The following is a 23,115-nucleotide window of genomic DNA, read 5'->3' as shown; positions in this document are numbered from 1 at the left end:
GACATGGCCGTGAGCCCGAACAACGGCGACAACAGTTCATTCCCCGCAAAGCAGGGGATGTACAACCCGGCATTCGAGAAGGACGCCTGTGGTCTGGCGATGGTTGCCACGCTCCGCGGCACGCCCGGGCACGACATCGTTGCGCAGGCGCTGACGGCGCTGCGCAACCTCGAGCACCGCGGGGCAATCGGCTCCGACGCGGGTACCGGCGACGGTGCCGGCATCCTGACGCAGATCCCCGACGAGTTCCTCCGAGCGGTCGTCGAATTCGACCTGCCCCCGATGGGCGAATACGCGGTGGGAATGGCGTTCCTGCCCCTCGACGAGGACGAGCGGACGAAGCTCAAGGCCGGCATCGCCGAGATCGCGGCGAGTGAGAACCTCGTCGTCCTCGGATGGCGCGAGGTTCCGACCGACGAGCGCCACCTGGGCAAGCTCGCCCACGCGGCACGCCCGGCGTTCGAGCAGCTCTTCGTGTCGCGTCCGGCCGTGGGCAATGCTCCGGCGCTCTCCGGGATCGACCTGGACCGTCGGGTCTTCCGGCTGCGTAAGCGTTCGCGGCACGAGCTCGGCGCGTACTTCGTGTCGCTCTCGGCGCGAACCCTCGGCTACAAGGGCATGGTCACCACGCTCCAGCTCGAGCCGTTCTACCCCGACCTGCAGGACGAGCGCTTCGCGTCCGAGCTCGCGGTCGTGCACTCGCGTTATTCGACGAACACCTTCCCGTCGTGGCCGCTCGCGCAGCCGCTGCGCATGCTCGCGCACAACGGCGAGATCAACACCGTCAACGGCAACCGCAACTGGATGCGGGCGCGCCAGTCGCAGCTCGAGTCCGAGCTGCTCGGCGACATCAAGCCGTTGTTGCCGATCTGTACGGTGGGCGCATCCGACTCCGCGTCTTTCGATGAGGTGCTCGAGCTGCTCACGCTCACCGGGCGCAGCCTGCCGCACGCGGTCATGATGATGGTGCCCGAGGCGTACGAAAAGCAGGCCGACATCGACCCGAAGCTGCGGGCGTTCTACGACTACCACTCCATGCAGATGGAGCCGTGGGATGGACCGGCCGCCCTGATCTTCACCGACGGCACGCTCGTCGGTGCGACCCTCGACCGCAACGGGCTGCGTCCCGGCCGCTGGACCGAGACCACCGACGGCCTCATCGTCATCGGCAGCGAAACCGGCGTGCTCGACTTCGAGCCCGAGCGCATCAAGCGCCGCGGGCGCCTGCGTCCGGGCCGCATGTTCCTCGTCGACACTGCCGCGGGTCGCATCATCGAAGAAGAAGAGGTCAAGCAGCAGCTCGCCGAGCTCCACCCGTGGCAGGAATGGCTCGACCGGGGCACGGTGCGCCTGTCTGATCTTCCCGAGCGCGAGCACATCGTGCATCCGATCGCCTCGATCACTCGTCGTCAGCGCACCTTCGGGTACACGGAAGAAGAAGTGCGGATCCTTCTTACGCCCATGGGCCAGAACGGCGCTGAGCCGCTGGGCGCAATGGGATCCGACACGCCCATCGCCGTGCTGAGCGAGCGCCCCCGCCTGCTCTTCGACTACTTCGTGCAGCAGTTCGCCCAGGTCACGAACCCGCCTCTCGACTCGATCCGCGAAGAGGTCGTCACGAGTCTGCGCATCGGGCTCGGCCCCGAGCCGAACCTCCTGTCGTGGGGTCCCGACCACGCGCGCACGGTCACGCTCGACTTCCCGGTGATCGACAACGACGAGTTGGCGAAGATCCAGCACGTCGACACCGCGCTGCCGGGCCGCTCGTCCGTCACGATCCGCGGGCTTTACCGCGTCGAGGCCGGACGCAAGGGGCTCGAGAAGCGCATCACGCAGATGTGCACCGAGGTCGATCAGGCGATCGAGGACGGCGCGGAGTTCATCGTGCTGTCCGACCGCGACTCCAACAAAGACCTCGCGCCGATCCCTTCGCTGCTCATGGTCGCCGCGATCCACCACCACCTCATCCGCAAAGAGACGCGCATGAAGGTCGGTCTGGTGGTCGAGGCGGGCGATGTGCGCGAGGTTCATCACGTGGCGACGCTGATCGGGTACGGCGCATCCGCCGTCAACCCGTACCTGGCGATGGAGACCGTGGAGTACCTGGTTCGCGCCGGGTTCATCTCGAACATCACGCCCGAGAAGGCCGTCAAGAACCTGATCTACGCGCTCGGCAAGGGTGTTCTGAAGATCATGTCCAAGATGGGCATCTCGACCGTCTCGTCGTATGCCGGCGCGCAGGTCTTCGAAGCCGTCGGACTCTCGCAGTCCTTCATCGACGCCTACTTCACGGGCACCGAGACGAAGCTCGGCGGCGTGGGCATCGATGTCATCGCAACCGAGAACGCCTCTCGCCACGCGTACGCGTACCCGGAAGACGCCGCGGTGCACGCACACGAGCGCCTGTGGACCGGCGGGGAGTATCAGTGGCGGCGGGATGGCTCGCCGCACCTCTTCAACCCCGACACCGTCTTCAAGCTGCAGCACGCGACCCGTTCGCGTCGCTATGACCTGTTCCGCGAGTACACCAAGCTCGTCGATGACCAGGCTTCGGAGCTGAAGACGCTCCGCGGCATGTTCCGTCTGCGCAAGGGCGTGCGTCCGGCCGTGCCGATCGACGAGGTGGAACCCATCTCGTCGATCATGAAGCGGTTCCAGACGGGCGCGATGAGCTATGGCTCGATCTCGAAAGAGGCGCACGAGACGCTGGCGATCGCGATGAACCGCATCGGCGGACGATCGAACACGGGCGAGGGCGGCGAAGATCTCGACCGCCTGCTCGACCCCGAGCGGCGGAGCGCCATCAAGCAGGTGGCCTCGGGCCGCTTCGGCGTGACGAGCATGTACCTCACGCATGCCGAGGACATTCAGATCAAGCTCGCCCAGGGTGCCAAGCCCGGCGAGGGTGGTCAGCTGCCGCCGACGAAGGTGTACCCGTGGATCGCGCGCACACGCCACGCAACCGCGGGTGTGGGCCTCATCTCGCCGCCGCCGCACCACGACATTTACTCGATCGAAGACCTCAAGCAGTTGATCTTCGACCTCAAGCGCGCAAACCCGAAGGCGCGCATCCACACCAAGCTCGTCAGCCAGTCGGGCATCGGTGCGGTCGCGGCGGGTGTCGCGAAGGCGCTGTCCGACGTGATCCTGGTGTCGGGTCACGATGGGGGAACGGGCGCCAGCCCGCTCAACTCGCTCAAGCACGCCGGAACGCCGTGGGAGCTGGGGCTCGCCGAGACGCAGCAGACGCTGATGCTGAACGGTATGCGCGACCGCGTGGTCGTGCAGGTCGACGGACAGCTCAAGACCGGACGCGACGTCATCATCGGCGCGCTTCTCGGCGCCGAAGAATTCGGCTTCGCGACGGCCGCGCTGGTGGTCGAAGGCTGCGTCATGATGCGCGTCTGTCACCTCGACACCTGTCCGGTCGGAGTGGCGACGCAGAACCCTGTTCTGCGCGCGCGATTCACCGGCAAGCCGGAGTTCGTCGTGAACTTCATGGAGTTCATCGCCGAAGAGGTGCGCGAGCTGCTCGCCGAACTCGGCTTCCGCTCGATCGATGAGGCCGTCGGACACCACGAGTTGCTGGATGTTGACGGCGCTGTGGAGCACTGGAAGGCGAGCGGAATGGATCTCTCGCCGATCCTGGTGGGTCCGCCGTTCGCCGAGGACGAGCCTCGCCGCAACGCGCGCGAACAGGAGCACGAGCTCGACGAGCACTTCGATGTGCAGCTCATCGAGCGCGCGCAGGACGTCATCGCACACGGTGGCCAGGTCGAGATCGACCTGCCGATCCGCAACACCGCGCGCGCCGTCGGCACGATGCTCGGCAACCGCGTGACGCTCGCGCACGGTGAGAACGGACTGCCGTCCGGGTCGATCGTGGTCAACCTGCGAGGCTCGGCCGGTCAGTCATTCGGCGCGTTCATGCCTGCGGGCATCACGCTGCGCCTCGAGGGCGACTCGAACGACTACGTCGGCAAGGGCCTCTCGGGTGGTCAGATCGTCATCCGTCCGCCCCGCGGCGCTTCGTTCGACGCCTCGCAGAACGTGATCGCCGGCAACGTGATCGGCTATGGCGCGACGCAGGGCAGCATGTTCCTGCGCGGTGTCGTGGGGGAGCGCTTCTTCGTCCGCAACTCCGGCGCGACCGCCGTCGTCGAGGGCGTGGGCGACCACGCGCTCGAGTACATGACGGGCGGACTCGCCGTGATCCTCGGGGCGACGGGGCGCAATCTCGGAGCCGGGATGTCGGGCGGAACCGCCTACGTCTACGACCTCGACCGCACGCTCGTGAACCGCGAGGCCCTCGCATCCGGTGAACTCGAACTGCTCGAGCTCGGCTCGGGCGACGTCGAGATCCTGCGCGACCTGCTGAAGTTGCACGTCGCCGAGACGGACTCGACCCTCGCGGCCGACCTGCTCGACAACTTCGACGAGGCTGTCACGCGCTTCACGCGGGTTCTGCCGCGCGACTACGCGGCGGTGCTCGAGACCCGCCAGGCGGCGGTTGCCGAGGGGCTCGACCCCGACGGCGACGTTGTCTGGACTCGCATCCTGGAGGTGACCGGTGGCTGACCCGAAGGGTTTCCTCAAAGTCACGGAGCGCGAACTCGCGCCCCGTCGTCCCGTGCCCGTACGCATCATGGACTGGAAAGAGGTGTACGAACCGGGTGACAAAGCCGTTCTGCGTCGCCAGGCCGGGCGTTGCATGGACTGCGGCATCCCGTTCTGTCACAAGGGCTGCCCGCTGGGCAACTTGATTCCGGAGTGGAACGACCTGCTGTGGCGCGGCGAGGGCCGCGACGCGATCGAGCGTCTGCACGCGACCAACAACTTCCCGGAGTTCACGGGTCGGCTGTGTCCCGCGCCCTGCGAGAGCGCCTGTGTGCTGGGCATCAACCAGCCCGCGGTGACGATCAAGCAGGTCGAGGTCGGCATCATCGACCAGGCATTCTCCAACGGATGGGTCGAGCCCGAGCCCCCGGGACGCCTGACCGGCAAGACGGTCGCCGTCGTGGGCTCCGGCCCCGCGGGCCTCGCGGCCGCACAGCAGCTCACCCGCGCCGGACACACGGTCGCCGTTTATGAGCGCGATGACCGCATCGGAGGACTGCTGCGCTACGGCATCCCCGACTTCAAGATGGAGAAACGCCACATCGAGCTGCGCCTCCGCCAGATGCAGGACGAGGGCACCCGCTTCCGTGCCGGCGTCGAGATCGGCGTCGACATCTCGTGGGACGACCTGCGCGCGCGCTACGACGCCGTCGTGGTCGCGACCGGGTCGACCCTGCCGCGCGACCTGGCGATCCCGGGTCGTGACCACGCGGGCATCCACTTCGCCATGGAGTATCTGATCGAGTCGAACCGGGTCGTCGCCGGCGATTCGGTACCGCACCAGATCTCGGCCGAGGGCAAGCACGTCATCGTCATCGGCGGTGGCGACACCGGTGCCGACTGCATCGGCACCGCGCACCGCCAGGGGGCGCTCAGCGTCACGAACCTCGCGATCGGCATCCAACCGCCCAGCGTGCGCCCCGAGGAGCAGCCCTGGCCGATGACGCCGACGCTGTTCGAGGTTTCTTCGGCCCACGAAGAGGGTGGTGAGCGCATGTACCTGGCGTCCACCGTCGAGTTCCTTTCGAACGGCGCTGGCGAAGTGCGGGCGTTGCGGGTGGCGGAAACCGAGTATGTGGACGGCCGTCGCGTGCCCAAGAGCGGCACGGAGCGCGAGATCCCCGCGGACCTGGTTCTGATCGCCCTCGGGTTCACCGGCCCGGAGCAGAACGACCTCGCCGACCAGCTCGGCGCGCGATTCACCAACCGGGGCAACGTCGAACGTGACGGGGATTACCAGACCACCGCGCCGGGCGTATTCGTCGCCGGCGACGCGGGTCGCGGCCAGTCCCTGATCGTCTGGGCCATCGCGGAGGGCCGTGCCGCGGCCGCCCGTGTAGACGCTTACCTGATGGGGTCAACCGAACTGCCATTCCCCGTGCATCCCACCGACATCGCGATCGGACTGCAGCCCGCGTAGGCTGACCCTCGGACTTTGTTACCGGTCCCATCCAGACCAAAACCCCGAACCCCACCGGAGCATCACACGATGAGACGTGCCAAGATCGTCGCCACCCTCGGCCCCGCAACCTCGACCTACGAGTCGGTGCGAGCGATCATCGACGCGGGGGTGGACGTCGCCCGCATGAACCTCAGCCACGGCGACTACGCCGTGCACGAGAGCAACTTCGCGAACGTGCGTAAGGCGGCGGAGGATGCGGGTCGCCCCGTCGCGATCCTGGTCGATCTGCAGGGCCCGAAGATCCGCCTCGGCAAGTTCGCCGACGGCCCCCACGACCTCGCCGTCGGCGACATCTTCAAGATCACGATCGACGACATCCCCGGCACGAAAGAGATCGTCTCGACGACCTTCAAGGGGCTGCCCCAGGACGTCAACCCCGGTGACTTCCTCCTGATCGACGATGGCAAGGTCAAGGTCGAGGTCGTCGAAAAGACCGACACGGTCGTCACGACCAAGGTCATCGTCGCGGGTCCCGTTTCCAACAACAAGGGCATCAACCTGCCCGGTGTCGCCGTCAACGTCCCCGCATTGTCCGAAAAGGACGAGGCCGACCTCCGCTGGGGTCTTCGCATCGGCGCCGACCTCATCGCGCTGTCGTTCGTGCGTGACGCGAAGGACGTCCAGCGCGCGCACGTCATCATGGCCGAAGAGGGACGCCACGTCCCGATCATCGCCAAGATCGAGAAGCCGCAGGCCGTCGACCACCTCGAAGAGATCGTCGACGCGTTCGACGGCATCATGGTCGCCCGTGGCGACCTGGGCGTCGAGCTGCCCCTCGAGGCTGTGCCGATCGTTCAGAAGCGCGCGGTCGAGATCGCTCGTCGCATGGCAAAGCCCGTCATCGTCGCGACGCAGATGCTCGAGTCGATGATCAACAGCCCCGTCCCGACCCGAGCCGAAACATCCGATGTCGCCAATGCCGTCCTCGACGGTGCGGATGCCGTGATGCTCTCGGGCGAGACCAGCGTGGGGGAGTACCCCGTGGTCGTCGTGGAGACGATGGCTCGCATCGTGGCTTCCACCGAAGAGCACGGGCTCGACCGCATCGCCAAGCTCACCAACAAGCCGCGCACGCAGGGTGGCGCGATCACCCTCGCCGCCATCGAGGTCGCCGACTTCGTCGAGGCCAAGTACCTCTGCATCTTCACCGAGTCGGGCGACTCGGCCCGTCGTATGTCGCGCCTGCGCCCGAACATCCCGATGCTCGCGTTCACGCCTGAGCCGGCCATTCGCCGCCGTATGGCGCTCACCTGGGGCATCCAGTCGACCCTGGTCGAGCACGTCGCCCACACGGACCGCATGTTCATCCAGGTAGACGACTACCTGCTCTCGAACGACCTGGCATCCGTCGGCGACAAGGTCGTCGTGATCTCGGGATCCCCTCCCGGAATCGTCGGCTCGACCAACGACATCCGTGTCCACAAGGTCGGAGACGCCGTCCACGGCGCCGCCCCGATCTACCAGACCCGGGAGTAGCCGCGGGGACGGGCGGGGCGGCCGATAAAAGTACCGGTGGTGGGACTCGAACCCACATGCCCTCACGGGCAACCGATTTTGAGTCGGTCGCGTCTGCCATTCCGCCACACCGGCCCGCACGTCCGAGAATGACCATACCGTAGGATTCAAACGTGACCGAGCTAGACCAGAACTCAGCGCCCACGCCCTCGACCCCGAGGCGCGTCGTCGTCGCGGAGGACGAGTCGCTCATCCGACTCGACATCGTCGAGATCCTCCGTGACAACGGATACGACGTCGTCGGAGAGGCAGGGGACGGCGAAACCGCCGTTCAGCTCGCCACCGAACTGCGTCCGGATCTGGTGATCATGGATGTCAAAATGCCCATCATGGATGGCATCAGCGCCGCTGAGAAGCTGAACAAGAACCACGTGGCGCCCGTCGTGCTGCTGACGGCGTTCAGCCAGAAAGAGCTCGTGGAGCGTGCCAGCGAGGCCGGCGCCCTGGCGTACGTGGTCAAGCCGTTCACGCCGAACGACCTGCTTCCGGCGATCGAGATCGCGCTCAGCCGCTACCAGCAGATCATCACGCTCGAGGCCGAGGTGGCCGACATGGTCGAGCGCTTCGAGACCCGCAAGCTCGTCGACCGGGCCAAGGGCCTGCTGAACGAGAAGATGGGCCTGTCGGAGCCCGAGGCTTTCCGCTGGATTCAGAAGGCGTCGATGGATCGGCGTCTGACGATGCAGGATGTCGCGAAGGCGATCATCGAGCAGCTGGCGTCGAAGAAGGCTTAGCCCGCATCTCGGGGGGTCGCTTCGACAAGCTCAGCGACCGATCCGCTGCGGTCCCTGAGCTTGTCGAAGGGACCACGAGGGCTTACGGCGTGGCGGGCACGTCCTTGATGAGGTTCGTGATGCGGACCGTCGACAGGCGTCGGCCCTGTTCATCCGTCACGACGATCTCGTGCACCGTCACGCTGCGGCCGACGTGAATCGGCGTGCAGGTGCCCGTCACCACGCCAGCGGTGGCTGAACGGGTGTGCGTCGCGTTGATGTCGAGACCCACGGCCAGTCGACCGGGTCCGGCCAGCAGGTTCGCGTGCATCGAGCCGAGCGATTCTCCGAGCACGACGTAGGCACCGCCGTGCATGAGGCCGACGGGCTGCGTGTTCCCCTCGACGGGCATCGTGGCGATGGCACGCTCGCGCGAGAACTCGACCCAAGACATCCCCATCTTGTCGCCCAAGGCGCCGAATCCGCGTCGGTTGACCCATTCGAGCGGGTCCACGGCGGGAGCATCAGACATGGGCCCTCCTTCAAGAGCGAGGGCACGGTCGCGCCCGTGGGGACTGTCCGAACCGGTGGCTAGGCTGTGGGGGTGCCGGACTCCGAAAAGCCTACCCTCATGATCGTCGACGGCCATTCGCTGGCTTTCCGAGCGTTCTACGCGCTCCCGGTCGACAATTTCACCACCAAAGATCATCAGCACACGAACGCCATCTACGGCTTCCTGTCGATGTTCGTGAACCTGATCAAAGACCACAAACCCACGCACATCGCGGTCGCCTTCGACCTGTCGCGTACCTCGTTCCGTACCCGCGAGTACGCGGAGTACAAGGCGAACCGCTCCGAGACGCCTCCCGAGTTCTCCGGCCAGATCCCGCTATTGCGCGACGCCCTCGACGCGATGGGAATCCCGATCGTGACGAAAGAGGACTACGAGGCCGACGACGTTCTCGCAACCCTTTCGACCCAGGGTGCGGCGCAGGGTTTCGACGTCTTGGTCGTCTCGGGCGACCGCGACTCGATCCAGCTGGTGACGGATGACGTCACGCTTCTCTACCCGTCTGTGCAGGGCGTCTCTCAGCTCAAGCGCTACGACACCGCCGCGGTGATCGAGCGCTACGGCGTCCGGCCGGAACAGTATCCAGACATCGCCGCGCTCGTCGGTGAAACGAGCGATAATCTGCCCGGCGTGCCAAAGGTCGGCGAGAAGACCGCGGTCAAGTGGCTGAATCAGTTCGGCTCGCTCGACGAGCTTCTGAGCAACGCGGACAAGGTCGGCGGCGTCGTCGGCAACAACCTCCGTGAACACATCGATGCCGTGCGGCGCAACCGCACGCTCAACCGCCTCGTCACGGACCTTGAGCTTCCGCTGGGCCCGGCCGATCTCGCGATGCAGCCGATCGACGCGCAGGCGGTGCGCGACATCTTCGCGCGCCTCGAGTTCCGAACCCTGCTGCCCCGCGTCTTCGAGGCCGTCGGCCTGGATGCCGAAGAGACCGCGGCCGCAGCCGCACGTGAGCCGGGCGTCGCGGCCCCGACGGTGCGAGAAGTGACCGCTGTCGAGGCGGCTGAGTGGGCCAACGCGCTCGCACCCGAGGTATCCGTCGGTGTCACCGTCACCCTGCAATCCGGGATGCCGCACCGCGTGGGTCTCGCAACGAGCGATGAGGCACTGGAGCTGACGTGGACGGCGGATGCTCCCGGCTGGGACGCCTTGGGGGAGTGGTTCGCCGGGCCGGCACCCAAGGTGACCAACGATGCCAAGCCGCAGGTCAAGGCGCTTCGCCGTGCGGGCTATTCCCTTGGCGGGCTCGCATTCGACACGTTGCTGGCGGGTTGGCTGCTGCGCCCGAGCTTCCCCGACAAGACCCTCGCCGACCTCGTCGACCGGTACCTGGACGAGAAGCTGCCGGAGTCCGATCCGACCCAGCTCGTTCCCGAGACCGAGGGCGCGACTCCCGCGCAACTCGCCTGGTACACACTGCGCGTCGCCGACGCTCTCGCCGACGACATGCCCGAGCCGGTCCGCGCGGTTCTGGACGACATCGAGCTGCCGACCCTCACGGCTCTGGCGGATCTCGAACTCGCGGGCGTCGCGGTCTCGCATACCAAGCTCTCGGAGTTCTCGGCCGAACTCGGGGCGCGTGCCGAGGGAATCGCACAAGAGGCGTACGCAACCATCGGTCGTGAGGTCAACCTCGGGTCGCCCAAACAGCTGCAAGAGGTTCTTTTCGAAGAGCTCGCTTTGCCGAAAACGCGCAAGACGAAGACGGGATACTCCACGGATGCCGCCGTGCTCGCCGACCTGCAAGAGACGGCGCCGCATCCGTTCCTGAATCTTCTGCTGCAGCATCGCGAGGCGACCAAGCTGCGCCAGATCATCGAGTCGCTCGACACGGCGATCGCGGACGACGGGCGCATCCACACGACCTATCTGCAGACAGGCAGCCAGACCGGCCGTCTTTCGAGCACCGACCCCAACCTGCAGAACATTCCTGTCCGCACCGAAGAGTCGCGCCGCATCCGGAGCGCATTCGAAGTCGGGCGGGGGTACGAGGCTCTCCTGACGGCGGACTACTCGCAGATCGAGATGCGGATCATGGCGCATCTGTCAGAAGACCCTGGTTTGATCGAGGCGTTCAACTCGGGCGAGGACCTGCACCGCTTCGTGGGTGCCCGCGTGTTCGGCGTCGAGCCGGCCGAAGTCAGCTCGGCCATGCGCACGAAGGTCAAAGCGATGTCGTACGGGCTGGTCTACGGTCTCTCGGCGTTCGGGCTGTCCAAGCAACTCCGCATCGAGCAGAGCGAAGCCAAACAGCTGATGATGGAGTACTTCGCCCGCTTCGGAGCCGTGCGAGACTACCTGCGCGCTTCGGTGGAACAGGCCAAGATAGACGGGTACACCACCACGATCTTCGGTCGCCGTCGGCCGTTCCCGGACCTCGCCAGCCCGAACCGTGTGCTGCGCGAGAACGCCGAGCGCGCGGCGCTGAACGCACCTATCCAGGGCAGTGCGGCCGACATCATGAAGATCGCGGTGCTCGACATCCACGCAGCCCTGCGCGAGCAGGGTCTCGGGTCGCGAGTCCTGATGCAGATCCACGACGAACTCGTCCTCGAAGTGGCGCCGGGGGAGTGGGACGCCACGGAACAGATCGTCCGGACCCGCATGGGCGGTGCCGCGAAGCTTTCGGTTCCTCTCGATGTGCAGATCGGCCGAGGTTCGGACTGGAACGAGGCCGCTCACTAGGCTCGAAGGATGACCGAAGCAACTCGCACGCAAACGCAGATCGACGCGATCGCCGAATCCTGGGTCGACACGCTCGCAGAACTCTCGCCCACGCTCGGTACGTACATCGGCCGGACGGAGCACGCCGACCGGTTCGATGACTTCTCGCCCGAGGGCCACGCGCGGTTCGCCGACGAGGCCCGCCGTACGCTGGGCGCACTCGATGCTGCGCAGCCGGCAGATCCGATCGACGACATCACCCGCACCGATCTCTCGAGCGAGCTTCGTCTGGCGTTGGAGCTGCACGACATCCGCTGGAACCTGCGAGACCTCAACGTGATCGCCTCTCCCGCGCAAGAGATCCGCGAGGTCTTCGACCTCATGCCGACAGCATCCGCCGAGGACTGGGAGGTCATCGCCCGCAGGCTCGGCGCGGTCAAGGGGGCTGTCAAGGGCTACACGGAGTCGCTCCGCGAAGGTCTGCGTCAGGGCATCGTGCCCGCACGGCGTCAGGTCGTCGAGGTTCTCACGCAGATCAGCCGCTACACCGCCGACAATGGCTTCTTCGCCGAGTTCGCCAGCGAAGCCGCCCCCGCGGAGGGGCAGCTGCCGGCATCTCTGGCACGCGAACTCGCCGACCAGTCGGGTGCCGCGCGAGTCGCCTACGATGACCTCGCAGAGTTCATGCGCGCGGAACTCGCCCCCGATGCGGGTGAGGCCGACGCCGTGGGGCGTGAGGTCTATGCCCTGCACTCACGCCGTTTTCTGGGTGCAACCATCGACCTCGACGAGACGTACGAGTGGGGCACGGAAGAACTCGCGCGCATGGTCGCCGAGCAAGAGTCCATCGCCCACGAGATCAGCCCCGGCGCAAGCGTCGAAGAGGCCGTCGCCCTGCTCGAGAAGGACCCGTCGCGCAAACTGCACGGAACCGAGGCGCTGCAGGAGTGGATGCAAGCAACGAGTGATCGAGCCGTGGCCGAGCTGGGGGCCACGCACTTCGACATCCCCGAGCAGATCCGCACGCTCGAATGCATGATCGCCCCCACGCAAGAAGGCGGCATCTACTACACCGGCCCCACCGACGACTTCTCCCGCCCCGGCCGCATGTGGTGGTCGGTGCCCGAGGGCGTCACCGAGTTCGACACCTGGCGCGAACTGACGACCGTGTATCACGAGGGAATCCCCGGACATCACCTGCAGATCGGGCAGGCCGTCTACAACCGGGCGCAGTTGAACTCGTGGCGGCGCCTGCTCGCTGGAACGTCCGGTCACGCCGAGGGGTGGGCGCTCTACGCGGAGCGCTTGATGCAGGATCTCGGGTACCTCGATGACCCCGCCGACCGGTTAGGCATGCTCGATGGACAGCGGATGCGTGCGGCCCGCGTCGTTCTTGATATCGGTGTGCACCTCGGCAAGCAGCGCCCGGATGGCGAGGGCATCTGGGATGCCGACTACGCACTTGCCTTCATGGGTCGGAACGTCAACATGCCGGACGAGTTCGTGCGTTTCGAGGTCAACCGCTACCTCGGGTGGCCGGGACAGGCCCCCTCGTACAAGGTCGGTCAGCGCATCTGGGAGCAGGTGCGCGACGACTACGCCGAGGCCCGGGGCACAGACTTCTCGATCAAAGAGTTCCACAAGCGCGCCCTCGACATGGGCGGCGTGGGTCTCGACACGCTGCGTACGGCCCTCCTGCGCGGCTGACCTCGGATCGGGCCGACCCCCTGTCGACGCACGTTGGGGCAAGCGGGAATGGTCGAGTGAGGCTTCCTGTTACATACACGTGAATAGAAAGGCGTGCCCATGACTCTCGAACTCGGTCTCGATACCTTCGGCGACATCACCCGCGGCTCCGATGGCTCTCTGGTCAGCGATGCTCAAACGATCCGTGACGTCGTCGACGAGGCGGTGCTTGCCGACCAGGTGGGCATCTCGCTCATCGGTCTGGGGGAGCACCACCGACGCGACTTCGCCATCACGAGCCCCGAGATCGTCCTGTCGGCGATTGCGGCCCGCACCGAGAACATCCGTCTCGGCACCGCGGTGACGGTGCTCTCGAGCGACGATCCCGTGCGCCTGTATGAGCGGTTCGCCACGCTCGACGCGATCTCGCGGGGCCGCGCCGAGATCATCCTGGGGCGTGGTTCGTTCATCGAATCGTTCCCGCTGTTCGGCTACGAGCTGAGCGACTACGAGGTGCTGTTCGAAGAGAAGCTCGGGCTCTTCACCGAGCTGCTGAAAGAGAAGCCGGTCACCTGGCAGGGCACGACGCGCGCCCCCCTGAACAACGCCGACGTGTTCCCGAAGACGGAGAACGGCCTGAAGGCATGGATCGGCGTGGGCGGCAGCCCCGAGTCGGTCGTACGTGCCGCGCGGCACGGCCTCGGCCTGATGCTCGCGATCATCGGGGGACCGGCCCACCGGTTCCGCCCGTTCGTCGAGCTGTACCACCGCTCGCTGACCGCGCTGGGAAGCGAAACCCTGCCGATCGGCGTCCACTCGCCGGGCCACGTCGCCGAGACCGACCAGCAGGCGTGGGACGAGGCCTTCCCCGGTTTCGAAGAGCTGAACAACACGATCGGCCGCGAGCGGGGCTGGCCTCCGTACAACCGGATGCGCTTCCAGCACGATGTCGGACCCGAGGGTGCGGCGTATGTGGGTTCGCCCGAAACGGTCGCGCAGAAGATCGCGCAGACCGCGCGAACGCTCGGAATCTCCCGCTTCGACCTGAAGTACGCTTCGGGCTCGTTGTCACACGACAAGCTCATGACGAGCATCGAGCTCTACGGCACGCGGGTTATCCCGCGTGTGCACGAGCTGCTCGCTGAGGACCCGGGGTCGCACGCCGCGTAGGTGTTTGCCCGTGTTTGGCGGACACAACGACGGTGACTTCGTGCCTATCGCAGGCCCTCCGGGCTGAACCGGGGCTCTGAAGGCAGATTTACCGTCGTTTTGTCCGCCGCCTCGGTCGTCACGGCCGGTTGGCGAAAGGCCGACGTGCGCGCGGCGCTTAGGCTGGGTCGGTGTCATCCGTACGTTACGTCGCAATTGGCGATTCCTTCACCGAGGGCGTCGGCGACGAGCTTCCCGATGGCACAACCCGGGGCTGGGCGGACCTCGTCGCACAAGGGTGGGCGAACGCGAACGCCGAGCCCGTCGAGTACGCGAACTTCGCCATTCGCGGCAAGTTGATCTGGCCGATCGTCCGCGAACAGCTCGAGCCCGCGCTTGCCTTGAAACCGACGCATTTGTCGTTCAACGGCGGCGGCAACGACATGCTTCGTCCGCGAGCGGATATCGAGCACATTGCGGATGCCTTCACGCAGGTGCTCCGGCGCTGCGATGAGGAGGGTGTCACCCTCATCCTGCTCTCGGGCGCGGACCCGTCGCAGCAGCTTCCGCTCGGCCGCATGATTCGGCGCCGCGGCGATGCCTTGTCTCGTGCCGTCCTCGCGCGGGCGACGGGTCGCGCCGATGTCGTTCGGGCACTCAACTGGCCTGATGCAGACCTCGGAACCCCTCCGTTCTGGTCGGAGGATCGGCTGCACATGAATGCTCGCGGACACCACCGGGTGGCTGCTCGCGTGCTGGACGCTCTCGGGCTCACCCCACCCGCCGACTGGTGGGAGCTACCGTCCCTCGCGGCCGGGGGATTGACGGGGCTGAGGTACTACCGCACGCACGTCGGGCCCTGGATGCGTCGGCGCATCACGCGCACCTCATCGGGCGACGGCCGGATCGCGAAGTACCCGGAGTGGGTAGCGGTTCCGCCGTCCGCCTGAGCTGCGTCAGTTCTCGTTCGGGTGCTTCTCTCGCGAGTCAGCAGCCGGGGCCCGACGGGTCTTCGGCGCAGGTCCGCTGCACGAGTCCGGTACGCACCTCGACGACGCGCACGTCGTAGAACGCGGCCGCGGAGGTGACCGCACCGGTGACCGGCCGCCACGTGCCCGTGCCGAAGTTGACGGCCGCGGTGTACACGACACGCACGCCCGCTCGATACGAGCCCGGGGCCCTATAGACGTGACTGGTCGGGGTCGCGGTGTAGTCGGGAACGCCGAGGCGAGCCCAGCTCGATCCGCCCGTCGTTGTCATGCGGCTCGTACCATCGCCGTGATCGAACCGGAATCCGGTCGGCGTGAACCGCACTACGACGTCGTAGCCCAACAGCGGCCCGCTCTGCAGCTGGACGGATGACCCTGCCACCAGATTCGTCGGCATCCCGACTACACCCAGACCGAGCGGTTCGCCCGTCACCGTGGGCAACGCGGGAATGAAGGAGCGCAGATCTTCGGCGGTCACGTCGGGGAGCGTCACGACGCTGTACAGCGGTCGGCACAGTTCGGAGTCACATTCCTCCTCGGCTGCCGGGGGAGTACTGCCCGATCCGCCGCCGCCCGACCCGCCCTGGCCGTTGGATGAGCCGGAATTGCCCGGAGTGGTGGTCCCGGCGCCGACGTCGACCTGGCTCCCGTCGGTGGTCGCGCTGCAGGTGTTCGTCCACCCGCCGCCGCACTCGGGCTCCGCAGAGGTGACCAATGCAAGGGCTAGGGCTGCTGCAATGCCTGACAGCGCGAGCGATCTCAACATGGCGGTCCGTCGGCCCTGCCAACTATGGACGTTATTGCCAATCCGGTCTCGCTTAGCGACGGCACCAGTTGCAACCGCATGGACTGAACATCGACCCGATCTGGCGAGACAATCGACACCCCATCCACGTTGTGAACGTCGACCGCAGAGACGTCCAGGCAGACATCAGCACCTACCGAACTGTCGTCGCTGACTGTCGTCGGGGCAAACGTCTTCACTTCCGACTTCCCGCTTACGACCTCTCCATCGGCATGCATTTGAGCAAACAGTTTGCGATCCGCAGCGTTCGCGTCACCGGTCGTCCAGGCGTAGACGGCCTCGAACGTCTCGGGGTCCGCGAGGTCCACGTGGTTCAGCGCATCGACGTACGCCCGATAGGTGGCTTCCGCGGCAGCGAAAGCCTCGGCCTCCGAGGTGAAGGACGGGGACGGGGTGGGTTCCGCTACCGGATCGGCCGCGCACCCGGCCAGCAGAGCGGCGAGAGCCGCGACGACGAGGATCGGGACGGGCCGCTGCACGCCCACACGCTAGCGCGCGGTGCCGCTCAGCGTTTGGACTTATCCACAGAGTAGGTCAGCTCCGCGAACTGACCGACCCGGCGCACTCCCTCGAGACTCAACCGGTCGGATTCCAGCCGGCGGGGGAGAAGTGCCCGCCCCGATCCCAACGCGACCGGGGCAACGCTCACCACGATCTCGTCGAGGAGCCCCGCATCCGCGAACTGCCCGGCGAGATCACCGCCCCCGACCACCCAGACATCTTTCTCGCCAGCAGCCGCGACAATCTCGGACCAGGTATCGACGATTGCACCCGACCGGAAACGGATGTCGGCTCCCGGAACAGCTTTCAGAGACCGACTTGTGAAGACGAACGTCGGACGATTCGCATAGAACTGTGCCCACTTCTCGGGATGCTCGAGCAGTTGATCGTTGCCCACAACCCATTCGTAGGTCGTGGAGCCCTCGACGAGTACGCCGATTCGATCCATGAACGCGTCGATGCCGGCCTCCGCTTCGGCGGCATCCGGCACGGCGAAGAGCCAGTCAAGGGAGTCGGACAGATCCGCGATAAACCCATCGAGCGTGGCAGCTGTGTAATAAACAACCCGAGTCATCCTGCAAATGTACGAGGCAGCACCGACACCCACTCGACGAACCGACGAACCGACGAACCGACGAACGGTCTAGCGGATAAGGACGGCCGACGAAAGGGGGTGGGGTCAAGGGCGGGTGGTTGATACAGATAGAGCATGCACAAAATCCACTACGCGGGAGATTCGATCGTGACCGGGTCGGAGATCGCGCGCGCACTGCTGGACTACGCGCAGGCTTTGTCGCAGGTGACTGCATCAGCCACCGTTGAGGTGCCGACGTTGGAAGAAGACGGTGAACGCGGTCGAGTCGAGTTGCTCATCGGCCCCGCCAGCCAGCTGATCGCGCACGAATTGCGCACGGACGAAGCGGATCCGGTCGATGACGAGCTCGTCGATCGGATGACTGCGGAGGCGAAGCGTCTCCGCCAGTTCGGCTGGCACACGCCGACGGCGGGAGTTGTGCCGATCGATTCGAAGCAGGAGTGGGCGGACCTCGAGGAATTCTGAATCGCCCGCAGCTCAGCGCGTAGCGTGTGAGCGTGCGCCGACGCTACGAACTTCCCTCGATGCGGGCGATCACGGCGCTCGGCCTGGGCGCGACGATCGCGACACTGTCGGCGACAACCCTCATGCACCTCGTCCAGGGTGTGCTGCACTACGGCTGCGAGTTTCTCATCGGGGGAGAGGCAGGCACAGGGTCATGGGTCTGTTCGGATGGAATCGGATACCTCCTTCCGGGCATCTCGCTCGTCGTTCCGATCTTTCTCGCGGCCGTGCTCGGTACGGTGGTGACGTTCGCGCTGTACGCGTTTGGCGCGTCGAATTGCGCTCGGACTCAGCGCGGTGGCGCCGCTGGCATGGGCGTTCGTGTGGACCCTCTCAGCGGCCCGGTTGTACGTCGATAGCCATCCCGACAGCATCGGAGTGTGGGCGAGCGCGGTCCTGCCGGCCCTGCTGGTCTCTGTCGGAGGAGTGCTCGTGCTTGCCGTCACCCCGATTCGGAGCGCCACGGGCGATGGCACTGTGCTCGGTGTCGGCCTCGCGCTCTTCATCGTCTTTGCTGCGATGCAGCCGGGCCTCATCCCGATTCTTGCGGTCTCCGCGGCGCGCAACGCGTCCGATGACGACATCAATGTATGTATTGACACAATGATACAATTGCCGACACAATAGGGGAGTGGACAGCTACCTAGCAATCGAACCCGCGTCGGCCACGCCGCCGTTTGAGCAGCTGCGAACACAACTCATCCGCGCGATCGAGACGGGAAGGCTCGTCCCGGGAGAGCGGTTGCCCACAGTACGGCGACTCGCAGAGAGCCTGGGCATTGCGGCGGGAACAGTTGCGCGGGCGTACCGCGAACTCGAGGCATCCGGATTCATCGAGACTCGGGGCAGAAACGGCACGTTCGTCTCACCGCATGGCGACGCCGCACATCGCGAAGCGCAGCGCGCGGCTATTGCGTTCGCGGATCAGGTTCGCGCTCTGCGGTTCGACCGAGAAGAAGCTCTGGCACTCGTGGCGGCAGCACTGCGGGCGGATGCGCCGAGCTAACGCTCGAGCGTGCGCGTGAACGCCCCGCACGGAGCTTCTCTGGGCTTTCATGCCTCCGTCGGGGAGAGCCCCAAGCGTCGAGTTCTAAACGAACTGACATAATGTGCATTATCGGCGATTATGCACAGGCCTCGAGAGTGGCACGAAGGCCCTGGCTCAAGACCCCCGGAGTTCTCCCAGCGCAGAGACGACGAGCCGTGGCGGTTCGTCCGCAAACATCAGGGTGGCAAGAGTCTTCGTGCACGAGCGACAACGGACGATCGCCGCGGTGTCGTCGATCTCGACCCAAGCCTCGGCAATCCGAGCCGCCGTTCCGCATGCGCCACATACGGCGATCATCCCGGTCGGTTCGCCACCGAACAGACGCTCCAGAGCGCCAGCCAGCACATTGCCATCAACATGGTCGGCGTGAGCCGCACGCCTGTGTGGATCCATCATCCGCCCCCGAATCGTTCGGTTTTGATGCGTGCCGGATCGTGGCCGAGCTCGACAAGTCGACGCGAGACGACCTCGACGAACGCCGTCGGCCCACAGACGTACACCGTGGGCGAATCCGTCGCGGGAAAGACTGCCGCGGCGATCGTTTCGGCATTCAGTCGTCCGACGACACCCGGCCAGCCCGCGGGAGCATGCTGCGTGAACGCCCAGGTGAGATCGATCCCCTGCTCCCCCAGCATCATCAGATCATCGCGATATATCGCATCTTCCGGCGATTTGACCGAATACAACAAGCGGAACGGTTGGCCTGTGCCGGCGGCAGCCCGGGCGCGGGCGATGGCACGGAGCGGCACGATCCCCGATCCCCCCGCGATCAGCTGAACAGCCGAGGCATCCTCATCCCGCCAGACGAAGTATCCGCCGAGCGGTCCGAGGACCTCGACATGATCGCCCGGCTGCGCGTCACGCACGAGATAAGGCGAGACTTCTCCCTCAGGGTGCTCGTCGACCGCGAGCTCGATCCGCTCCCCCGTGCCCGACGAGCCGAGCGAATACGAGCGCACCGCTTGATAGCCGTCCTCCGCGGTCAAACGGACGTCGACATGTTGACCCGGAAGATTGCCCGGCCATCCGGGCACATCGATGCCCAGAACCCGCGCATTGGGAGTGACTTTCGTGACGTCCGCAACCTGCGCGACGGCCCACGTACGAGGGTTTACCAATAGCGTTCCTCGGTCCAGGGGTCACCGTGGGTGTGGTACCCGTTCTGCTCCCAGAATCCCGGGTCATCGTGCGCCTGCAGCGTGATGCCCCGAACCCACTTGGCGCTCTTCCAGAAGTACAGGTGCGGCACGAGCAGCCGTGCGGGGCCGCCGTGCTCGGGATCGAGCGGCTCACCGTCGAACTCGAACGCGATCCACGACTTACCGCCGAGCAGATCTTCGAGAGCGAGGTTCGTCGTATAGCCACCGTAGGAGTGGACCATGACGTATTCATCGGCTGTGTCGATTCCGGCGAAGAGCGTGTCGAGCGAAACACCCCGCCACGTCGTTTCCAACTTCGACCAGCGTGTGACGCAATGGATGTCGGTGTGCACATCCTCGATCGGCAGCGCGTGGATCTCGTCCCACGTCCAGTTGGTGACGACACCCTTCTCCGTGCCAATCGAGAAGGCCCACTCCCCCGTGTCGATCCGGGGCGTCGGACCGGCAGAGAGCACCGGGAAGTCAGCGGTGAGGTACTGGCCCGGCGGGAGTCGCGGATCGCTCTCACGTCGTCGCTCACCGAATCCTCGCGAGAAGATCGCCACGTCAGCCTCCCGTCACGCCCGATCGGGCTCCGAAATCGTGCCCGGTTGGGGCAAGTCCGAGCCACAGCGTATCCGAGCGCACCTCGTCCGCGACACAGCGGATCGTCGCAAATCGTTACGCTCGAGTCGTGACACTCCCCCACGCACTGCGCCTCCCCGGCGGAAGCCGTACGCAGTGAGTGGGATCCTCACCGGGTTCGCCGTCGTCGGACTCGCCATCGCGCTGGGTTATGTTCTCGGACGACAGGGATTACTCGGCGAGCACGCACGCTTTGTCCTGTCTCGTCTGACCTTCTTCGTTCTCTCGCCATTCCTGCTGTTCGTGGTCCTGGCCGAGGCGGATATACCGACGCTGTTCTCCGCGCTACTGCCCGTCTCGGCGCTGACAGCGATCTCGATGTTCGCGGTTTACGCGGTCCTCGCTCGCTTGCTCTGGCGACGCGGGCTGGGAGACACCGTCGTGGGTGCGCTCGGTTCCGGCTACGTGAATGCCAACAACATCGGCATTCCGATCGCGCTCTACCTGCTGGGCAACGCCGCATTCTCGGCACCCGTGATCCTCGCCCAGTTGCTCGTCTTCATGCCGATCGCTCTCGTGCTGCTCGACGCGTCGACCAGCACGTCGGCGCCATCCGTCGGTCGCATCCTCAGGCAGACAGCCCGTAACCCGATGCTCATCGGCGCGGCGCTCGGTGTCGTCGTTGCGCTCACCGGGATCCAGTTGCCACCCGTCGTGTGGGAGCCGATCGCGCTGATCGCGGGCGCATGCGTTCCCATCTTGTTGATCTCGTACGGCCTCTCCCTGCCCGGGGCCCGGGTGCTGACGACGAAAGGGCGCCGCCGCGACATCCTGTTGGGGAGCGGGCTCAAACTCGTCGCGATGCCGCTCGTCGCGTGGGCGCTCGCGCAGTTCGTGTTCGCGCTCCCCCGCGACCAGGTTCTGGCGGTCGTCGTGTTGGCCGCGCTGCCAACCGCGCAGAACGTCTTCAATTTCGCGCAGCGCTACGACGTCGGCGAACGCATCGCGCGCGACACGATCTTTCTGACGACGATCGGATGCATCCCGGTGCTGCTGATCGTCGCGTTCCTGCTGTCGTAAAAGTCAGACGACACGCACTCGCCGACTACCTGTGCACGGCGCCACGACAGCGCTAACCTGGTGTCTCACAGGTATTTCCCAGAAAGGACACTCCCATGTCCACCGACATTCCCGTCGAAAAGGCTGCCGTCAACGGCATCCGTACCGCCCTCGGCCTGAGCGGTGCCATCGCGCTCATCGTGGGTATCCTCATCCTCGTCTGGCCCGGACGCACCGCGATCGTGGTCACCGCCATCATCGCGGTCTACGCAATCGTCGGCGGCCTCGTATATGCCGGCCTCGGCATTTTCTCCAAATCCATGAGCGGGTGGGCACGCGTCGGCCACATCGTGCTCGGCGTGATTTACGTCATCGCCGGCGTCATCGCCTTCTTCAACCTCGGCGCGACCGCTGCGTGGCTCGCGCTGTTCCTCGGCATCCTCGTCGGCATCATGTGGATCGTCGAAGGCGTCGTGGCACTCACGACCCTCGGCGGCTCGGCATCGAAGGGCTGGACGGTGTTCTTCGCGATCATCAGCATCATCGCCGGCATCGTTCTGCTCTTCTCCCCCATCTGGGGCGCCGTGGTGCTCTGGTGGCTGCTCGGCATCTCGCTCGTCGTGCTCGGCATCATTCAGATCGTCCGCGGGTTCAGCTTCAAGTCGCTGTAGTCGATCGTTCGCAACACGCGAAAAGCGCGCATCCCTGACGACGGGATGCGCGCTTTTTCGTGCGGCAGGTCAGCCGAAGTCGGTGGTGTCCCCGACGAGGCGCGTGTTGTCCTCCGGAATCGGATCGACAGCCGCGCGCGCGATCTCGGCGGCGAACTCGCCCACGTTGTAGAGCTTGCCGGCGGATTCGCGCCGCGAGGCGATGGCGCCGGGGTTTGCCCGCTCGAGCAGGGTGGCCGTGATGGTCCCCTCGATCATGTCGCCCGAAACGACGACGAACTCGATCCCGCGCTCCGTCAGATCGGGGATGAGTTCACGCAGCGCATCTTCGCCCGCGCGCTTCGACAAAGCGACGGGTTCGTACTCGGGCATCGTCGGCGTCGTACGGATGAAGTGGGCCTGATGGCTCGTCACGAACACGACACGTGACCCCGCACCGAGCAGCGGCAGTGCGCGCTGCAGCGCGCCGACCTGGGCATCACGGTTGAGCAGGAGCGCGTAGTCCTCGCCCATTCCGCTTTCCATGCCGCCGGATGCGTTCAGGACCAGGATGTCGAGTCCACCGAACTCCCGCTCAACCTCGGCGTACATCGTGCCGACCGAGTCGGCGTCGGTGAGGTCCGCGCCGATGACGAGCGCGCGGACACCGAGCTCGCGGACCTGAGCGGCGAGCTTCTCGGCCCGGGGCGCCTTGTTGCGGAAGTTGATGACGACGTCCGCGCCCGCCTCGGCGAGAAGGCGCACCGTATCGGCACCGATTCCGCGGGATGAGCCCGTCACGAGCGCCCGCTTTCCTGCGAGCGAACCGGGGGCGAGGGGCTGTGACATGCGTACTC

Annotated in this window: 22 protein-coding genes and 1 tRNA gene; 14 read left to right on the top strand and 9 right to left on the bottom strand. The window is 66.0% G+C overall.

Annotated elements, in window-relative coordinates; all coding sequences use genetic code 11:
* The first annotated feature begins 3 nt into the window (after positions 1–3).
* The 3 genes from gltB to pyk all read left to right on the top strand — a co-directional run bounded on the left by gltB (position 4) and on the right by pyk (position 7,555).
* Positions 4–4,578 carry a glutamate synthase large subunit gene (gene gltB / locus MIC448_RS03685; protein ID WP_036296233.1) on the top strand — a complete coding sequence of 1,525 codons (4,575 nt, stop codon included), beginning with the start codon at positions 4–6 and terminating at the stop codon, positions 4,576–4,578.
* Complete coding sequence (locus tag MIC448_RS03680) at positions 4,571–6,037, top strand: glutamate synthase subunit beta (protein ID WP_036296232.1); 1,467 nt, start codon at positions 4,571–4,573, stop codon at positions 6,035–6,037. Before gltB ends, MIC448_RS03680 begins: the two co-directional genes overlap by 8 nt.
* A 69-nt stretch (positions 6,038–6,106) precedes the next feature.
* Positions 6,107–7,555 (top strand): pyruvate kinase, encoded by a 1,449-nt coding sequence (gene pyk, locus MIC448_RS03675; RefSeq protein ID WP_036296231.1) that lies wholly within the window; start codon positions 6,107–6,109, stop codon positions 7,553–7,555.
* A 31-nt stretch (positions 7,556–7,586) separates the two neighbouring features.
* On the opposite strand, the gene MIC448_RS03670 is transcribed toward pyk, so the two are convergent.
* Positions 7,587–7,669 (bottom strand) — tRNA-Leu (locus MIC448_RS03670).
* 38 nt (positions 7,670–7,707) lie between these two features.
* Between MIC448_RS03670 and MIC448_RS03665 the strand changes: the two genes are divergently transcribed.
* Positions 7,708–8,328 (top strand): ANTAR domain-containing response regulator, encoded by a 621-nt coding sequence (locus MIC448_RS03665; protein WP_036296230.1) that lies wholly within the window; start codon positions 7,708–7,710, stop codon positions 8,326–8,328.
* Positions 8,329–8,410: 82 nt separating this feature from the next.
* Here MIC448_RS03665 and MIC448_RS03660 read toward each other — a convergent pair whose 3' ends face one another.
* Positions 8,411–8,839, bottom strand: a complete 429-nt coding sequence (locus tag MIC448_RS03660) for a hotdog fold thioesterase (RefSeq protein ID WP_036296228.1) — start codon at positions 8,837–8,839, stop codon at positions 8,411–8,413.
* Positions 8,840–8,911: 72 nt separating this feature from the next.
* Here MIC448_RS03660 and polA point away from each other — a divergent pair, with 72 nt between their 5' ends.
* The 4 genes from polA to MIC448_RS03640 all read left to right on the top strand — a co-directional run bounded on the left by polA (position 8,912) and on the right by MIC448_RS03640 (position 15,333).
* Positions 8,912–11,569, top strand: a complete 2,658-nt coding sequence (gene polA, locus MIC448_RS03655) for a DNA polymerase I (protein WP_036296226.1) — start codon at positions 8,912–8,914, stop codon at positions 11,567–11,569.
* Between the two features lie 9 nt (positions 11,570–11,578).
* The gene (locus MIC448_RS03650) at positions 11,579–13,255 is read left to right on the top strand and encodes a DUF885 domain-containing protein (protein WP_036296223.1); all 1,677 of its coding nucleotides are present in this window, start codon (positions 11,579–11,581) and stop codon (positions 13,253–13,255) included.
* Positions 13,256–13,354: 99 nt separating this feature from the next.
* Entirely contained in the window at positions 13,355–14,404 is a 1,050-nt protein-coding gene (locus tag MIC448_RS03645; protein ID WP_036296221.1) for an LLM class flavin-dependent oxidoreductase, read from the top strand.
* Positions 14,405–14,574: 170 nt separating this feature from the next.
* Positions 14,575–15,333, top strand: a complete 759-nt coding sequence (locus MIC448_RS03640) for an SGNH/GDSL hydrolase family protein (protein ID WP_036296216.1) — start codon at positions 14,575–14,577, stop codon at positions 15,331–15,333.
* A 37-nt stretch (positions 15,334–15,370) separates the two neighbouring features.
* Here MIC448_RS03640 and MIC448_RS03635 read toward each other — a convergent pair whose 3' ends face one another.
* Genes MIC448_RS03635 through MIC448_RS03625 form a run of 3 tightly spaced genes read right to left on the bottom strand, consistent with a single transcriptional unit; the run spans position 15,371 to position 17,252 of the window.
* The gene (locus MIC448_RS03635; RefSeq protein WP_144237976.1) at positions 15,371–16,087 is read right to left on the bottom strand and encodes a hypothetical protein; all 717 of its coding nucleotides are present in this window, start codon (positions 16,085–16,087) and stop codon (positions 15,371–15,373) included.
* 44 nt (positions 16,088–16,131) lie between these two features.
* Positions 16,132–16,656 carry a hypothetical protein gene (locus MIC448_RS03630; RefSeq protein WP_144237975.1) on the bottom strand — a complete coding sequence of 175 codons (525 nt, stop codon included), beginning with the start codon at positions 16,654–16,656 and terminating at the stop codon, positions 16,132–16,134.
* Between the two features lie 26 nt (positions 16,657–16,682).
* Positions 16,683–17,252: a dihydrofolate reductase family protein gene (locus MIC448_RS03625; RefSeq protein ID WP_051513070.1), complete on the bottom strand. Its 570-nt coding sequence runs from the start codon at positions 17,250–17,252 to the stop codon at positions 16,683–16,685.
* 135 nt (positions 17,253–17,387) lie between these two features.
* On the opposite strand from MIC448_RS03625, the gene MIC448_RS03620 reads away from it, so the two are divergent.
* The 4 genes from MIC448_RS03620 (at position 17,388) to MIC448_RS03605 (ending at position 18,783) form a co-directional block, all read left to right on the top strand.
* Positions 17,388–17,738: a hypothetical protein gene (locus MIC448_RS03620; RefSeq protein WP_051513069.1), complete on the top strand. Its 351-nt coding sequence runs from the start codon at positions 17,388–17,390 to the stop codon at positions 17,736–17,738.
* Between the two features lie 32 nt (positions 17,739–17,770).
* Complete coding sequence (locus tag MIC448_RS03615) at positions 17,771–18,136, top strand: hypothetical protein (RefSeq protein ID WP_144237974.1); 366 nt, start codon at positions 17,771–17,773, stop codon at positions 18,134–18,136.
* 73 nt (positions 18,137–18,209) lie between these two features.
* Positions 18,210–18,404: a hypothetical protein gene (locus MIC448_RS03610; RefSeq protein WP_144237973.1), complete on the top strand. Its 195-nt coding sequence runs from the start codon at positions 18,210–18,212 to the stop codon at positions 18,402–18,404.
* A 4-nt stretch (positions 18,405–18,408) separates the two neighbouring features.
* Entirely contained in the window at positions 18,409–18,783 is a 375-nt protein-coding gene (locus MIC448_RS03605) for a GntR family transcriptional regulator (RefSeq protein ID WP_036296211.1), read from the top strand.
* Between the two features lie 156 nt (positions 18,784–18,939).
* Here the strand turns inward: MIC448_RS03605 and MIC448_RS16350 are convergent, their stop codons facing one another.
* The 3 genes from MIC448_RS16350 to MIC448_RS03595 are packed head-to-tail and all read right to left on the bottom strand — an operon-like array spanning position 18,940 to position 20,530.
* The gene (locus MIC448_RS16350; RefSeq protein ID WP_036296210.1) at positions 18,940–19,218 is read right to left on the bottom strand and encodes a DUF6510 family protein; all 279 of its coding nucleotides are present in this window, start codon (positions 19,216–19,218) and stop codon (positions 18,940–18,942) included.
* Positions 19,218–19,943, bottom strand: a complete 726-nt coding sequence (locus MIC448_RS03600) for an FAD-binding oxidoreductase (RefSeq protein ID WP_199484404.1) — start codon at positions 19,941–19,943, stop codon at positions 19,218–19,220. The genes MIC448_RS16350 and MIC448_RS03600 overlap by 1 nt, the downstream gene beginning before the upstream one ends.
* Positions 19,937–20,530: a sulfite oxidase-like oxidoreductase gene (locus MIC448_RS03595; protein ID WP_036296206.1), complete on the bottom strand. Its 594-nt coding sequence runs from the start codon at positions 20,528–20,530 to the stop codon at positions 19,937–19,939. The genes MIC448_RS03600 and MIC448_RS03595 overlap by 7 nt, the downstream gene beginning before the upstream one ends.
* Before the next feature lie 175 nt (positions 20,531–20,705).
* Here MIC448_RS03595 and MIC448_RS03590 point away from each other — a divergent pair, with 175 nt between their 5' ends.
* The gene (locus tag MIC448_RS03590) at positions 20,706–21,629 is read left to right on the top strand and encodes an AEC family transporter (protein ID WP_036296204.1); all 924 of its coding nucleotides are present in this window, start codon (positions 20,706–20,708) and stop codon (positions 21,627–21,629) included.
* Between the two features lie 95 nt (positions 21,630–21,724).
* Entirely contained in the window at positions 21,725–22,279 is a 555-nt protein-coding gene (locus MIC448_RS03585) for an HdeD family acid-resistance protein (RefSeq protein WP_036296202.1), read from the top strand.
* 69 nt (positions 22,280–22,348) lie between these two features.
* Here MIC448_RS03585 and MIC448_RS03580 read toward each other — a convergent pair whose 3' ends face one another.
* Positions 22,349–23,107 (bottom strand): SDR family oxidoreductase, encoded by a 759-nt coding sequence (locus tag MIC448_RS03580; protein WP_036296199.1) that lies wholly within the window; start codon positions 23,105–23,107, stop codon positions 22,349–22,351.
* Positions 23,108–23,115: the final 8 nt, after the last annotated feature.

Source organism: Microbacterium sp. C448, assembly GCF_000582705.2.
GTDB lineage: Bacteria > Actinomycetota > Actinomycetes > Actinomycetales > Microbacteriaceae > Microbacterium > Microbacterium lacus_A.
The sequence above is the reverse complement of the archived record's forward strand: the minus strand, read 5'-3'. Positions and strand labels throughout refer to the sequence as shown.